We start from the raw sequence: 14,973 nt of genomic DNA, 5'->3' as shown, positions 1-14,973 counted from the left end.
TAACGCTCATCAGATATGAACACTGCTGTTTTTGCCGGATCATTTGATCCGTTTACGTATGCTCACCAAAATATCGTGGAGAGGGGACTATCTTTATTCGACAAGGTCGTCATCGCCGTGGGGATAAATAGTACTAAAAAAGGGCTGATGTCTTTTGATGATCGGGTAAATGGTATTTCGGATTTATTCGCATCGAATGAAAGGGTAGAGGTGACGCAGTTTTCGGGTCTTACGATTGATTTTTGCCAGGAAATAGGAGCGAAGTATCTGCTTCGTGGGTTACGGAATACTGCCGATTTTGAATTTGAGAATGCCATCGCACAAAACAACCTCTTGCTTGCACCGGAGATCGAAACGTATTTTCTGATGGCAAAATCTGGGTTGGCGCATATTTCGTCGACCATTGTCCGGGATATTTTACATCACCACGGTGATGTATCGGCGTTGGTGCCAAAGGAGGTTTTGAAGTATATATAATAGAAATAATCAGCACCACGGCGCAGACCAACATTGCCAAGAACATGGACATTGCCCGTAGAAGTAGACAGTATTTTCTGATATAAAAAAAATGTTTACATTTATCCTCCGGAAATACGCTATTACAATGAAAAGACAACCAACCTATTTAATTTTATTATTTCTGCTCTTTCCTATACTTTCATCAGCTCAAGAAAAATCTTATCCTAATGTATTGATTATATTAGCTGACGATCTAGGTTATCACGATGTTTCTTATTATAACACCCCTGATATCCGCACCCCAAATATTGATGAAATAGCCAGACAGGGCATTCGTTTTGATAACTTTTATGCGAACTCACCTGTGTGTTCTCCCAGCCGTGCTTCTTTGCTAACAGGCAGGTACCCGGAAATGGTTGGGGTGCCGGGACTAATCCGTAATCAAGTAACAGATACTTTTGGGTATTTGACACCGGGTTCGCAATTATTGCCGGCGTTAATGAAACAAGCAGGATATAAAACTGCGATTGTGGGTAAATGGAACCTGGGTTTGGATATGCCCAATTTACCTAATCAAAAAGGCTTTGATTATTTCCATGGCTGGTTAGACGATATGCTGGATGATTATTGGAAACACACCCGAAATGGTATCAATTTTTTGCGTGAAAATGGTAAGCCAATTATTGCGGAAGGACACGCTACTGATCTATTTACGAGTTGGGCTGTTGACTATCTTAATACTCAGATTGGCAGTGAAAACCCTTTTTTCCTTTATCTTGCCTACACCGCTCCCCATGCGCCCATACAACCCGACGCAGAATTTCTTGCTAAAGTAAAAGCCCGCGAGCCTAACATTACTGACAAAAGAGCTAAATTGGTAGCTCTTATTGAACAAATGGATGATGGTATTGGCAAAGTTATTAGCACCCTAAAAGCCAACGGACAGTTTAAAAATACCTTAATTGTGTTTTTAAGTGATAACGGAGGCCAACTTGATTTAGGCGCTAATAACGGAAATGTGCGCGATGGTAAAGGAACCATGTATGAGGGTGGCATCCGGATTCCGGCATGCATCAGTTGGCCTGAGCATATAAAACCTGGCACACAGTCAACAGAGAAATTGTTATTGATGGATATTTATCCAACGTTAGCAGAACTCGCGGGGTTGTCCGTGGACCACAAAATTGATGGGGTCAGCTTTGCATCGATACTTAAAAATAGTGGTTCAAAAATGGCTCCACGTCCTATATTTTTTATTCGGCGAGAGGGTGGCAGTTATGGCGGAAAAATATCAAATGCAGTGGTAAATGATAACTTTAAACTATTGCAAAACACTCCGACATCTCCATTTGAGTTATACGACCTAACGAAAGACCCTCTAGAGCAAAATAATGTTATCAAAACCGAGGAGGCTAAACGAGTTACACTACACCGCTTGCTAATGAAACAAATGCAAAAAGGTGGGAGTGTTCCATGGCAAAAGCAGGAAGAACAGTAGGCAACATGCACTAACATAATAAATGTAGGAAAGTTAGATAAAAATTAAGACCTTAGTAAAGCGTACAATAATATAACAAAACATACATCAGCGTACACTAGACTGTTATGACAAACAAAAAACCTTCTATTAATGATATAGCGAAACACTTGAATGTGGCCAAATCCACGGTATCCTTCATCATCAATGGAAAAGCCGAGGCCCACAGAATTAGCAAAAAGCAGGAACAGCGTGTGCTCGAGTACATTAAGGAAATCGGGTATAAGCCGAATTATATGGCAAAAAGTCTTGCGACGGGAAAGACCAATAGTATTGGCCTGATTGTAGAAAATATAGGGGACTCTTTTTTCGGGCCGATTGCACTGATGATCGAAGAGCGGGCGAAGAAAAGTGGTTATCGGATTATTTACAGTAGTACTCGAAATAATACAAACGATGCACTGTCCGTATTGCAGTTGTTTAAAGATACTCACGTCGACGGTTTTATCATCGCTCCACCCGTTAAGATGGAAGAAGGAGTTAAAAAAGTTATAAACGATAAGGTGCCGGTCGTTATTTTTGATAGGATGTTGGAAGGGGTGAAGACAGATTATGTGGGAACGAATAACCGTGAAGTTGTAGAAGAGGCTTGTGCACATCTGCTGGAACAAAAATTTAAGCGCATCGCCTTCATTTCGCTAGCCTCTCCTCAAAGCCAGATGCAGGAACGTCTGGATGGCTATCTCCATACGATGCGAAAGAAAAAACAGACCCCCATCGTGCTTCAGATGCGGTATGATGTCGATAGAGAAGGCTACAGGAACGAGATCATCCATTTCTTACAAAACAATCCGGATGTCGATGCTGTTTTTTTTGCAACAAACTATTTGTGTATAAGTGGTCTGGAAGCGATCCGTGAAATAGGTAAAAAGATACCGGACGAGATTGGCATTATTGCGTTTGATGAACACGACTTGTTCCGGCTATTTTCACCATCCATTACAGCTATCGTCCAACCGCTGGAACAATTAAGTGCGACGATTGTTAAAATTTTACTGAATCGTATCGACAAAGGAACGATAGAACCCTACCAGTATATTACGGTGCCTTCCACATTAGTCATTCGGGAATCCAGTGTTAAAAAAAAGTTAAAATAAATGTTGCTAAACTGGTTTTTTTAATTTAGTTTTGAACTGAAAAGCATAAAAATCATTTTTTTTGCATGATTTGCAAAAGCGGTTTTTCTACTTTCAGGAATATTATTACGCTAATAAAATTATAGTTTATAAACCTAACTAAAAGAGCGATGAACAAGAGAAACTTATGGTTCAAATTTTACCTGCTTGCACTTCCTTGCCTATTTTCACCTGCTTTTTCAATTGCCTCTCCTGTAAAAGGAAAGGTAATGCTGGAAATACCGCAAACGAATGTAGAAGGAACCGTTGTGGATCCAGGTGGAAGGCCTTTGGCTGGCGCGACAATCCGCGTCGCGAGACAGGAAACAATGACGTCCACAGATGCTAATGGACATTTCGTACTGGCGGTAAGTGAAGGGCAGGTACTGTCCATTTCTTATACGGGTTACCATTCCAAGGAAGTGGAAGCGACACCAGGACAGAATATGCTTATCACCTTAATGGAGGATGCAGCAGCACTAGATGAAGTCGTTGTTGTGGGTTATTCGGCACAACGGAGATCCTCGGTAACAGGTGCTGTAGCATCGGTTAATATGTCTGATCTAGAGACGAGACGGGTGCCAAATGTGGCACAGTCTTTACAAGGACAGGTTGCAGGTGTACAGATTACGCAAACCAGTGGAGCTCCTGGCGATGGTATCAACGTCAGGATCCGCGGAGAGGGTACCATTGGAAACAATAATCCACTATATGTTGTTGATGGGGTGCCTTCAAGAGATATTACTTTTCTGAATCCATCTGATATTGAGTCCATGTCGGTTTTAAAGGATGCTTCCGCAGCCGCTATTTACGGATCGCGTGCTTCTGCCGGCGTCGTCGTCATTACGACTAAACAGGGCGGGGCGGGTAAGTCGTCGCTGAACATCAATTATTTTGGTGGCTTACAACAAGTAAACAACCTGCCCAAATTACTGAACACGACACAATATCTGGACGTATTGGAAACCTCCTGGAATAATTCGGGTAATACCGGAGAGAATCCCTATACTAAAGATAAATCACGTACCGACCTCGCAAATACGGATTGGTTAGATGAACTGTTCGAAACCGGAAAGACCAACAGTGTAGAACTCGCGGCAAGTGGCGGAAGTGAGCAAACGCAATATTTAATATCTGGCGGTTACTATCGGCAAAATGGTATCGTTGTTTATGACAATGATAAATATGAGCGGATAAACTTCCGGACAAATGTAAACAGCGCGTTGACGGAACGTTTAAAAATCGGCACCAACCTGCAGCTTATGTATTCCAAACGTGATCAGATTTCGGCGAAAGGTGACGCCCCCGGTATTATCCGGCACGCTATGTTGAGACCTCCTCTTCTAAGTGTATATAAAGATCCGTCAGATCCGACTTGGTCTGAAAGTGATCCCTTTACCGACCTGCCGTTTTATCGCTACAATTCCGTGAACGGAGGTTATGAAAGTGGTAAATACGAGGTTACGCGGAATCCTGTTGCGGCGGCGTATTTTACCGATAATGTTTTTTCGCGGATTAAGACGTTTGGTAATGTATATGGAGAGTATGCGCTTCTTGCGGACAAGTCCCTTAAATTCCGAACAAATGTAGGTATAGACCTAAATGTAAACCATACGAAGGCATTCTCCGAAAATTATGGTGATGACGACGGAAGTGCTAGTGCTAACGATCGTGGGAAGGGACGTCTAAACCGTCCGGAAGGTCTGAATGAAAATCGTGGAACAGACTTTACACTGACCTGGAATAATGTGTTGTCATACGAAAAAACAGTTGGTCTACATCAAATCAGTGCCTTAGCGGGAACCGAGTATATTAATAATAATGCTTCGGCTATAAGTGGTTCCCGCCGACGTTACGATTACACCATGCCGACTTTCCGGTACTTAGATTACGGCAGTACGCTCCTAGATTTATGGAACGGAGGATCCGGATCAGAATATGCGTTGTTTAGTTTATTTGGGTCGGCTACCTACGAATTTGATGGCAAATATATGGTGACGGCTAACTTACGGGCCGATGAATCGTCACGTTTTGGAGAGAACAACCGATGGGGATATTTCCCTTCTGTTTCGGTAGGCTGGACCATGAGCCGAGAACAGTTTATGCAAGATATTAATTGGATCAGCGATTTACGTTTGCGCGCGAGTACGGGTACTTTAGGGAATCAAGAAATTGATAACTATGCTTTCCTGACGCTCATGAAAAGAGCAGGAGAAAACTACCTGATTGACCGCTATGGGAATCCCGATCTGAAATGGGAAACAACCATACAACATAATGTGGGATTGGATATGGCTCTTTTTCAAAATAGGGTAACCTTTACGGCAGACTATTTTATAAAAGATACCCGCGATATTCTATTGCCTATCTCTATGCCCGCCTTGGTGGGAGATGTACAGCCAACCATTGTCAACGCCGGTCGGGTAAAAAATAAAGGTTTTGAATTTTCGTTGGGCTACCGCCGGACAACAGAAGGCGGCTTCCGGTATGGTATAAATGGAAATTTGGCAACCCTATCCAATGAGGTGGTAAAACTGCATCCCAATGTGCCTTATATCAGCGATAGAGCCACACGGACAGAGGTCGGGAATCCGCTCAATGCCTATTTCGGTTATTTGCAGGAAGGAATATACCAGAATCAGGCCGAAATCGACTCCCATTTATTCGGTGTAGAAAATCCACCGCAGAAACCGGGAGACATCCGCTTTAAAGACCTCAACGGAGATGGTATAATCAACGATCAGGATCGGAATTTTATGGGGAGCCCGATTCCGAAATTAACGTATGGCCTAAATCTTTCGGCAGCTTATAAAGGCTTTGATTTTGCGGTCTTAATTCAAGGTGTTCAAGGAGTTGACCGTTTTAACGACGGACGGAAGATTCTGGATTTTGATACCCGGCCATTTAACTATACGACGGATGTACTAGACGCCTGGAACGGTGAAGGGAGCAGCAACAGCATTCCGCGGGTAACTTTTAACGATAATGGAAGTAGCCGGATTTCGACCATCGTGCTTGAGGATGCTTCCTATGCTCGTCTAAAAAATTTGGAACTGGGTTATTCCTTTGGCTCGTTGGTTAAAAAAACGAATGTGTTGAAAAATATGCGCGTTTATGTCTCTGGCCAAAATTTGTTAACGCTCACAAATTATAAGGGGCTCGATCCCGAATCGACGGATTTGATTGATATGGGGACATATCCTTCGTCCAGAACATTCCTGTTTGGTGTCAATGTTACTTTTTAATTACGTGTGTGAAAAAATATATAGAAATGAGACTATCGATTTTTAGCAGTGTATGCAGCCTACTTTTCGTAATGACTAGCTGCAATATGGAGAAGGATCCGATTGGATTGCTTACTCCAGATCAAATTAATGAAAGTCCGTCGGAATCGACGTTGAAATCTGCCGTAAACAGTGCTTATGAACCACTGCGAAATACCAACGGTTTTCTTGGAAGCGGAGCATGGGCGCAAGGATTGTATATTCGGCCAGATTTTGTGATAGAGGATATCGCCGGAGGTGATATGAATAAAAAATGGGTTTCCGATGGGGATCAAGCTTGGATAGATGAGGTGAGCCGTTTTTCGTTTACATCGGAAAATCCCGCGTTTAATGGAATTTGGACCTATGCATACGAAGGGGTCTCCCGCGCGAATTTAGCAATTGACAAGCTCGGCAATCCAGCGACCATCGAACAGGCTGGCATCCCAACAGCCCTTGCAGAAAGGATGCTGGGAGAAGTGCTGTTTTTGCGTGCGTATTATTACATCGAGCTCGTTACGAATTTTGGCGATGTAGCGCTACTCACCAAACCGCTGACGAGCTTTGAGGAAGCGTATGAAGTGGCCAAAAGAGTTCCGCAGGATCAAATCTGGCAGCAGATAAATACGGACTTACAGCAAGCCTTACAATTATTACCGGATGCTAAGCATCCCGTGGATACGGAACCTTGGCGGGTTTCTGCCGCGGCGGTATTAGCCCTGGAGGCCAAGGTAGCTTTATTTGCAGAAAAATGGGAACAGGTAATCAGTAAAGTGGAAGCATTGGAACAAAAGGGTTATTTTTCTTTGAATGATAACTATTTTGACAGTTTCAGCAATAGCAAAAAGTTTAAAGATCAAGAGGTGATTTTCGCTTACAACCATACGCAAGGGACGTTGCCTAAGAATGGGAATAGTATTGGAGCTCTGCTGGGGTGGGGTTTCCTGGCACCTACAGATGATTTTTTAGCTTCGTTTGAAGAGAACGACCCTCGGTTGGAATATACCGTTAATGTAGGTGACAGGTTGGTCTATAAGCTAATGGGCGACTTAAATGCGGCTAACCGTGGAAATGGTGATTCACCGGCAAATAAAATCTTGATACGGTGGGCAGATGTACTCCTCTGGAAAGCGGAAGCTTATCTGGAAACAGGAAATTATCCGCAAGCCATTGGCCTGATTAACAAGGTACGAAATCGTGCCCGTAACACGGTTAAGGTAGATGGTGGCAAAGCGCCGACAGGTACACTTCCGGACCGGAATGTACAGGAATCGGATCCGAGTGTCATCAAAACTTGGCTCATGCAGGAAAGACGCTCGGAATTGGGTTTCGAAAGCCACCGATTTAGTGATTTAAGGAGGTGGAAAGTCGCTGCCGAGGTATTGCGAAACATGGGAAAAAGTTTTAGGCCCCATCATTATCTATATCCGATACCTCAACGGGAGATTGATTTATCGGGAGGATCGCTTACCCAGAATCCGGATTATTAATAAAACGTATATATTTTCTAATTATTTAAATTTTAAAACATGAATAATCAGTTGTTAAAGATACTTTTTTTGTTAGTCACGGCTGTAGGAACAGTTCAGGCGCAGAAGCAAACGAATAAACTGCCGGAATGGGCATTTGGTGGTTTTGTCAGACCACAGGGGGTAAATCCGGTTATATCCCCTTTGGAACATACCCAGTTTATGGATCCGATGAGCGGTAAAAAAGTCGCCTGGGAATCCAACGATACATTCAATCCTGCGGCTACGGTAAAGGACGGTAAAATTGTTGTGCTGTATCGAGCGGAAGATAAGTCGGGTGTAGGCATAGGTCACCGTACGTCACGCTTAGGTTATGCACTGAGCGATGATGGTATTTCCTTTACGCGTAAAGAAAAGCCTGTTTTTTATCCGGCCGATGACGCACAGAAAGATTTTGAATGGCCTGGAGGAACGGAGGATCCTCGTATAGCTGTGACAGAAGATGGTCTTTACGTCATGTTTTACACCCAATGGAACAGGAAGACTGCTAGGTTGGGCGTAGCCACTTCGAAAGATTTGATAAACTGGGAAAAACATGGGCAAATTTTTGCGAAAGCTAAAAATGCCGATCTTATCTTCGATAAATTCCATAAGTCTGCTTCTATCGTTACACAGGTAAAAGATGGAAAGCAGGTGATTACGAAAGTGAATGGTAAATATTGGATGTATTGGGGAGAACATGGTGTATATGGTGCTACTTCGGATAACCTAATCGATTGGGAGCCTGTAGTAGACGAAAACCGAAAGATAAAGGCCTTTATCTCGCCGCGAAAAGGATTCTTTGATAGCGATCTAACAGAATGCGGTCCACCGGCTATATTGACGGAACATGGTATCCTGTTGCTATACAATGGTAAAAATAATCCACAGCACGGAGATAAGCGATTCAACAGGGGAACATACAGTGCAGGCCAGGTCTTATTCGATGCAGATGATCCCACGAAAGTGATCGGTCGCTTGGATGTACCGTTTTTAAGACCTATGGAAGATTTTGAAAAAAGCGGTCAATATAGAGATGGAACTGTTTTTATAGAAGGACTGGTATATTTCCATAACAAATGGTTTTTATATTATGGATGTGCTGATTCCGAAGTAGCGGTAGCCGTATATGATCCGAGCAACCCGGCGCACCCAGATCCATTGCCATAAAAGCTGTTTGTATAGTAATGGTTAATAGCTTTATAGAAGAAGGTATTCTGTGTGCGGACATCGGAGGTTCGCATATCACAGCGGCAGTAGTTAATGGCACGAGCCAAACGGTGATTTCCGACACCATCGTCCGCCAAAAAATTGATGCGCATGCTACCGCCGAGGTCATTTTGGCAACTTGGACAGCGACATTGGTCGCTGCCCAAGAAATCTGGGGAAACAAATGCGATTGCCTAGCCGTATCGATGCCCGGACCTTTCGATTACGAAAGAGGTATTTCGTTAATCAAGGATATGGATAAATACGATGCGCTGTTCGGAATGGATATTAAGCGGGAGTTTGCCGATAGAATGGCGCTCCCGATGGATCGTATTTGGTTCATGAATGATGCGGAAGCGTTTTTACGCGGCGAGATGTGCCAAGACAGTAATAAGTATTTCAAAAGAGTTTTGGGATTGACCCTTGGAACGGGGTTAGGTTCCGCATTCTTTCAACAGGATGAGGTAAGGGACTTGAACCTTGGTTCATCACCATATTTGAGCGGTATGGCGGAAGATTATATTTCCAGCCGCGGTATTCTGGCCTATTATCGCGCTCTTGGAGGAAAAGACACAACAGATGTCAAGACACTCGTAAAAGGGGCAGGTGAGGACGGCAGGGCAGCGGAGGCCATGCAACAGCTGGCGATTTGGCTAGCAGATTTTCTTCTGGAACATATACCGGAATTAAATCCAGATATAATTATTGTCGGCGGAAACATCAGCAAGGCACAGGCGCTTTTTTTACCTCAGGTTTCACACATTTTAGAGGATTATGGTATCCGTATTCCAGCGAAAGTTGCTGCAATGGGAGAGCAGGCCGCTATGTTGGGTGCTGCTTCATTTATTAAATTTAAAAAAATGAATTCATAATGGATTCAATATCTAATTCTAAACGTGGTTTTGCCATCCGGTGCGCACTTATCGCATCTCTGGGCGGGTTTCTTTTTGGGTTTGAAACAGCAGTAATCTCCGGTGCCGAGAAGAATATTCAGCAACTTTGGGCACTTAATTCATTCTGGCAAGGGTTTACTGTTTCTTCAAGTCTTATAGGAACGGTTATTGGCGCATTGGTGGCCAGTATACCGGCACAAAAATTTGGACGTAAGAAAGTATTGATTGTGATCGCATTGGCTTATTTATGCTCTGCAGTTGGCTGTGCGTTGTCCAGTAATTGGTCGTTATTTATTTTATCGCGTTTTATCGGCGGTCTCGCCGTAGGTATGTCGTCTGTGGTTGGTCCGATCTATATCTCCGAGATCGCACCTGCAAATATCCGGGGTCGTTTAACGAGCTCTTTTCAATTCATGATTGTACTGGGCATTTTTATTGCTTATTTAACGAATTTTCTTTTTGTCGGGATGGGTGACGAAGCTTGGCGATGGATGCTCGGTATCATGGTTGTCCCGTCCCTGCTGTTTTTCGGTCTCTTGCAGCTTATTCCGGAAAGCCCTCGCTGGTTGATGATGCAGGGCAAACAAGAAAAAGCACGTGACATTTTCCATAAGTTGGGGGAACCGGACACGGAAAACGTCTTGAGGGCAAGTGCACAATCGGGAACCACAAAAGACTCCTTGTTTCAGCGGAAACACCGCAAACCTATTTTGTATGCCGTCATACTGGCTATGTTTAATCAGTTGAGTGGAATCAACGCGATATTGTATTATGCGCCCAGAATTTTTGAATTGGCAGGCTTCGATCAACAATTAGCATATTTACAACCTGTTTTTATTGGAGGTGCGAATTTACTCTTTACTTGTCTAGCCATGATGATTATCGATAAATTTGGCCGAAAAAAACTATTATTGATCGGCAGCGTTGGCATGTTTGTGTTTCTTGCCTTAGTTGCACATGCTTTTAGTCAGGGGATAGCAGGCGCTTCGTGGGTATTGATCTATCTGATCGGATTTATAGCATTCTTTGCTTTTTCACAGGGAGCTGTAATTTGGGTGTTCATTGCAGAAATATTTCCGAATAATGTTCGTTCGCAAGGCAGTTCGCTCGGAAGTTCCACCCACTGGATTATGGCGGCAGCCATTTCATGGGTATTTCCTGTTATTGCTGAAGGAAATCCGAACGGTGGTTTTTATTCTTTCCTTTTCTATAGCATTATGATGGCTGTTTCTTTCTTTTTTATATGGAAATTTATGCCAGAGACAAAAGGAAAGTCTTTAGAAGAGATCCAAGAGGCACTGTAGATTTATGGGGATTAGGTACTTGATTTTCTTGTGGTTTATGACCGATATATTGAGCAAACTGCGAGAAGCTAGCTATGCACGGATGAGTGATGCGCAGAAAAAAGCTTGGGACACCGCCTATACTGTCAAAAATAAGGCGTTCTACGATCTGAAACCAAAAGGCGATGATCTTACACCGTGGAAATACCAGCGCTACATGCAGGATTATCACTATTACGAGGCCGGTGGTCACGGAGTGCCTATACATGAAGACGTTTATTTGGATAGCCTGAAGCTGATCAATTACTATTCGCTGAATGAATGGGAACTATTCGATCTGCGAAGAGATCCATATGAAATGCGTAGCGTATATAATAACCCTGAATATACAGCTAAAAGAAAGATGTTGGAAAAAGAACTTGCCAGACTGCGAAAACAATTGAAAGTACCGCCAAATCAAAAGTAAAGATGCTTAATCTTATAAACCGGGTTTTGCAGGTATTCGTCGTAAATATATTTATACAACCTCAAAGATCAATTAGGTAAAACCCTATCACCGACCCTAACAGAAATGTAACGTCGGCGGACGGAAGTGTTATGTCGACGGACGCCGACATCACTTCGTTGCCCTACTTTACGCAACTCCCGTCCATCTTTTTCACGTCGGCATATGGGAAAGTCGTCTCGGTCTCTGGGGCAACGTTGCTCCTGTCCAAAGAAACATTTTCCCGGTATGCCGACAACGTATCGGCATACCGGGAGATGATGTCGGCGAACGGAAAACTCATCCCGAAGGGCGGAAGTACTGTTACGTCATACGAAAGAATGATCTTCCCGCACAAAGAGATGAAACAGATGATCATCCCCATCACTTCCCTGGACGGGTTGACTGTATCTCCAATACCACGACATCGTGTCGTTGTCTGACGAACGATTCAAGACGTACGACGAGATCGCGTCGGTGTACGGGAAAACAGCGACTGCGTATTTCTTTGAGGCTTTGTAAATGTACATGTGCATGCCTGCACAGCACATTCCTGTTTTGTACGAGAACAAAGCTGACATGTCACGTGAGTTATAGATTATGTTCCGTGACTTTGTGGTCAACTTCAAACACATAGTCGTTCACGCACGTGACATATCAAACATGTCACGTGCGGTCATCGACCATCAAAAGGACAGAATCGATATGTCAGGCCACAAGTACGTTTTGACACGGTACAAGACCATCAGCTACAGTGCTTTGTTGATGCAAACACGGTACATAGCCGCTAAGTACATGCGCAACGGAACCATGTACATGCACAAGGGAACAATGTACATGTACAAAATGGGAACTTTGCGCTTTTTCGTAGACGCTACAACATAAAGACACCTATATATTGTCACGTTAATATTACTGAAAATGAGACTATTTCGTCAATTATTTGCCGCCGTAAGACACAAATAAATTGATCAAATTCGTAACTTATACCGTCTGGTGAGCCATATTGATGGTCATCATCCTCGTAAAGTAGTTCGACGATCGGCCAAAGTACTCCGTCGCCAAGCTCGAGTTGTTGTGTGGAATGCAAACAGGACGGCTAAAAGTGTTCGTTTGCATTTTTTTGTATTTGATGGCATTTCCCATCAAAATTTTCTCCCTCAGACCACCTTTGTTACACAGTGAGGAATGACCCCTCCTTCTAAAACAAGATGTCATGAACATTAAACAACAAGGCAAAGCTAAATCTATTGTAACTTCGGAGATCAATAAGTATCTTTGAGAAACAATATTATTACACCAAATGTTGTTGATTATGAATTAATGATTTTTTTTAGTTGCAAAGCAGATGCACATCCAATCCCACAAAATAAACGAAAAAGCAGTCGCAGAAATAATCTCCGATAAAATCATCATCCAAAATGCCGAAGATGCGTTGGATTTAATGGGCAATGTATATTACCAAGGGTTTGACAAAATGATTATCCATCAGAAAAATATTACGCCCGATTTCTTCGATTTAAAAAACAAGATGGCAGGCGAAATACTGCAGAAATTTTCCAACTATCGGGTTTCCCTTGTCATTATTGGAGATTTTTCAGGATTGGAAAGCAAGAGTCTGAACGATTTTATTTACGAAAGTAATAAAGGAAAGCACGTTAATTTTCTAGCTTCTCTTGATGAGGCTCTAAACGCGTTAAGCAGATAGACACAAAAACTACGTCCGACCAATCCGTATCTTCCGACCTTTGATCTTTTGATTATTCGCTTGTTTGATGATACTGGCGGCTGCAGCACGCTCCACAGCGACGTAGGATTCTTTATCTTTAACCTCAATAATGCCGACCTGTTCTTTCGATATCCCGTCCAGGTTTAACAGAAAGCCGACAATATCAATCTTGTTGATCTTATCTTTTCTACCGCCGCTAATATAAAGCGTGGCGAAAGGCGAATTTGGTGGGAGAGGATACTCCTCTTCCAAAATGACTATTTCGCTGCCTTCTGGCACGTATGGATATTCCTCTTCCGGTTTCAGGATAACATAGACTTCCCCGCTGGCCTGCATACGAGCTGTTCGGCCATTACGATGGATGAACGCATCCGCCTTATAAGGTAACTGATAATGTATAATGACATCCACTTCCGGAATATCCAATCCACGGGCCGCTAAATCCGTCGTGATCAAAATACGATTGGAGTTGTTACGGAATTTCAATAAAGCAAGCTCCCGATCTTCCTGTTCTAAACCACCATGAAACATATCATGTATAATTTCCCGATTTTCGAGTAACTCACTAATATGATCTACCGCCTCCCGGTGGTTACAGAAAATAAGGGTTTTCTTTGCTCCATTCTTGCATAGCAGTTTAAATAAGGTACTCAATTTATACTGCGCAGGTGTAATTACTTTCTTGATCGTAAGTTTAGGAGCCGTATCGGCATCAGCAGAAAAATCAACCGTCACAAAATCACCAATTCCGGTAAAGGTCGGGATCTCCGTCATTTTCGTTGCCGAAGTGAGGATACGATGTTGCAACCGCGGTAGCTGTTCGATGATATATTGCATCTGTTCTTGAAAACCGAATTCCAATGATTTATCAAACTCATCGAGGACGAGCGTTCGTATAGCGGAAGGATCCACATATGTCCTTTCGATATGATACATCACCCGTCCGGGTGTACCGATCAATAAGCTTGGTGCTTCGCGAAGTTTATTACGTTCTGTCTTGGTATCGTTACCACCGTATACACAGGTGATTTTGTACCCTGTTAACGCTTTGCGCATGACTTGTTCTATTTGGAGCGCTAGTTCCCGGGTAGGTACTAATATGAGGGCTTGTACACCGTCTTTATCTTTTTTGAGATGTTTGGCTAACAACAAAGCGAAAGCAAGTGTTTTACCACTCCCTGTGGGCGAATGTAAAACGAAGTCTTTATTATTGTCGTAGGTGTTTAGGACCGCATGTTGCATAGCATTTAATTCCGCAATCTGCATCCTGTTTAAAATCTGTTGGAGCTCCATGGGACAAATTTACATATTAAAAATGGACAAAACGGGTATTAAAAATTGAAAGTTTGGCACGATGGTTGCTAATATATGTGCAATTCATAATTTAGGTTAATAATTGGTTAGTTAGTAAAAGGCTTCGATCTCCCCGATTGAAGCCTTTTTAATTTTTTCCTAAACATATTCACTTTATATACGTTTATCCCAAAAAGAGA

13 protein-coding genes are annotated in these 14,973 nt (G+C 42.9%); 11 read left to right on the top strand and 2 right to left on the bottom strand.

Annotation, left to right across the window (positions count from 1 at the left end):
• Window positions 1-15: 15 nt before the first annotated feature.
• The 10 genes from coaD (at window position 16) to EWE74_RS03880 (ending at window position 12,194) form a co-directional block, all read left to right on the top strand.
• Window positions 16-477, top strand: coding sequence for a pantetheine-phosphate adenylyltransferase (gene coaD / locus EWE74_RS03925; RefSeq protein ID WP_130140204.1), 462 nt, complete (start codon window positions 16-18; stop codon window positions 475-477).
• A gap of 127 nt (window positions 478-604) precedes the next feature.
• Complete coding sequence (locus EWE74_RS03920; RefSeq protein WP_130140203.1) at window positions 605-1,957, top strand: sulfatase family protein; 1,353 nt, start codon at window positions 605-607, stop codon at window positions 1,955-1,957.
• A 107-nt stretch (window positions 1,958-2,064) separates the two neighbouring features.
• The gene (locus EWE74_RS03915) at window positions 2,065-3,093 is read left to right on the top strand and encodes a LacI family DNA-binding transcriptional regulator (RefSeq protein ID WP_130140202.1); all 1,029 of its coding nucleotides are present in this window, start codon (window positions 2,065-2,067) and stop codon (window positions 3,091-3,093) included.
• Window positions 3,094-3,242: 149 nt separating this feature from the next.
• Window positions 3,243-6,356: a SusC/RagA family TonB-linked outer membrane protein gene (locus EWE74_RS03910; RefSeq protein WP_130140201.1), complete on the top strand. Its 3,114-nt coding sequence runs from the start codon at window positions 3,243-3,245 to the stop codon at window positions 6,354-6,356.
• A gap of 86 nt (window positions 6,357-6,442) precedes the next feature.
• Window positions 6,443-7,864, top strand: a complete 1,422-nt coding sequence (locus tag EWE74_RS03905; RefSeq protein WP_239018549.1) for a RagB/SusD family nutrient uptake outer membrane protein — start codon at window positions 6,443-6,445, stop codon at window positions 7,862-7,864.
• A gap of 39 nt (window positions 7,865-7,903) precedes the next feature.
• Window positions 7,904-9,052: a glycoside hydrolase family 130 protein gene (locus tag EWE74_RS03900; RefSeq protein ID WP_130140199.1), complete on the top strand. Its 1,149-nt coding sequence runs from the start codon at window positions 7,904-7,906 to the stop codon at window positions 9,050-9,052.
• Between the two features lie 17 nt (window positions 9,053-9,069).
• Window positions 9,070-9,963, top strand: a complete 894-nt coding sequence (locus EWE74_RS03895) for an ROK family protein (RefSeq protein WP_130140198.1) — start codon at window positions 9,070-9,072, stop codon at window positions 9,961-9,963.
• Window positions 9,963-11,288, top strand: a complete 1,326-nt coding sequence (locus EWE74_RS03890) for a sugar porter family MFS transporter (RefSeq protein ID WP_130140197.1) — start codon at window positions 9,963-9,965, stop codon at window positions 11,286-11,288. The genes EWE74_RS03895 and EWE74_RS03890 overlap by 1 nt, the downstream gene beginning before the upstream one ends.
• Window positions 11,289-11,292: 4 nt before the next feature.
• Complete coding sequence (locus EWE74_RS03885; protein WP_130140196.1) at window positions 11,293-11,733, top strand: sulfatase/phosphatase domain-containing protein; 441 nt, start codon at window positions 11,293-11,295, stop codon at window positions 11,731-11,733.
• Between the two features lie 131 nt (window positions 11,734-11,864).
• On the top strand, window positions 11,865-12,194 hold the full coding sequence (locus EWE74_RS03880; protein ID WP_130140195.1) for a hypothetical protein: 330 nt from the start codon (window positions 11,865-11,867) through the stop codon (window positions 12,192-12,194).
• A gap of 541 nt (window positions 12,195-12,735) precedes the next feature.
• On the opposite strand, the gene EWE74_RS21410 is transcribed toward EWE74_RS03880, so the two are convergent.
• Complete coding sequence (locus EWE74_RS21410) at window positions 12,736-12,870, bottom strand: hypothetical protein (RefSeq protein WP_262708708.1); 135 nt, start codon at window positions 12,868-12,870, stop codon at window positions 12,736-12,738.
• Window positions 12,871-13,099: 229 nt separating this feature from the next.
• Between EWE74_RS21410 and EWE74_RS03875 the strand changes: the two genes are divergently transcribed.
• Window positions 13,100-13,459, top strand: a complete 360-nt coding sequence (locus EWE74_RS03875) for a DUF4180 domain-containing protein (RefSeq protein WP_130140194.1) — start codon at window positions 13,100-13,102, stop codon at window positions 13,457-13,459.
• 9 nt (window positions 13,460-13,468) lie between these two features.
• Here EWE74_RS03875 and EWE74_RS03870 read toward each other — a convergent pair whose 3' ends face one another.
• Window positions 13,469-14,773: a DEAD/DEAH box helicase gene (locus EWE74_RS03870; protein ID WP_130140193.1), complete on the bottom strand. Its 1,305-nt coding sequence runs from the start codon at window positions 14,771-14,773 to the stop codon at window positions 13,469-13,471.
• Between the last annotated feature and the right edge of the window lie 200 nt (window positions 14,774-14,973).

The sequence above is a fragment of the Sphingobacterium corticibacterium genome (assembly GCF_004208525.1).
In the GTDB taxonomy this organism is placed as follows: Bacteria; Bacteroidota; Bacteroidia; order Sphingobacteriales; family Sphingobacteriaceae; genus Sphingobacterium; species Sphingobacterium corticibacterium.
The sequence above is the reverse complement of the archived record's forward strand: the minus strand, read 5'-3'. Positions and strand labels throughout refer to the sequence as shown.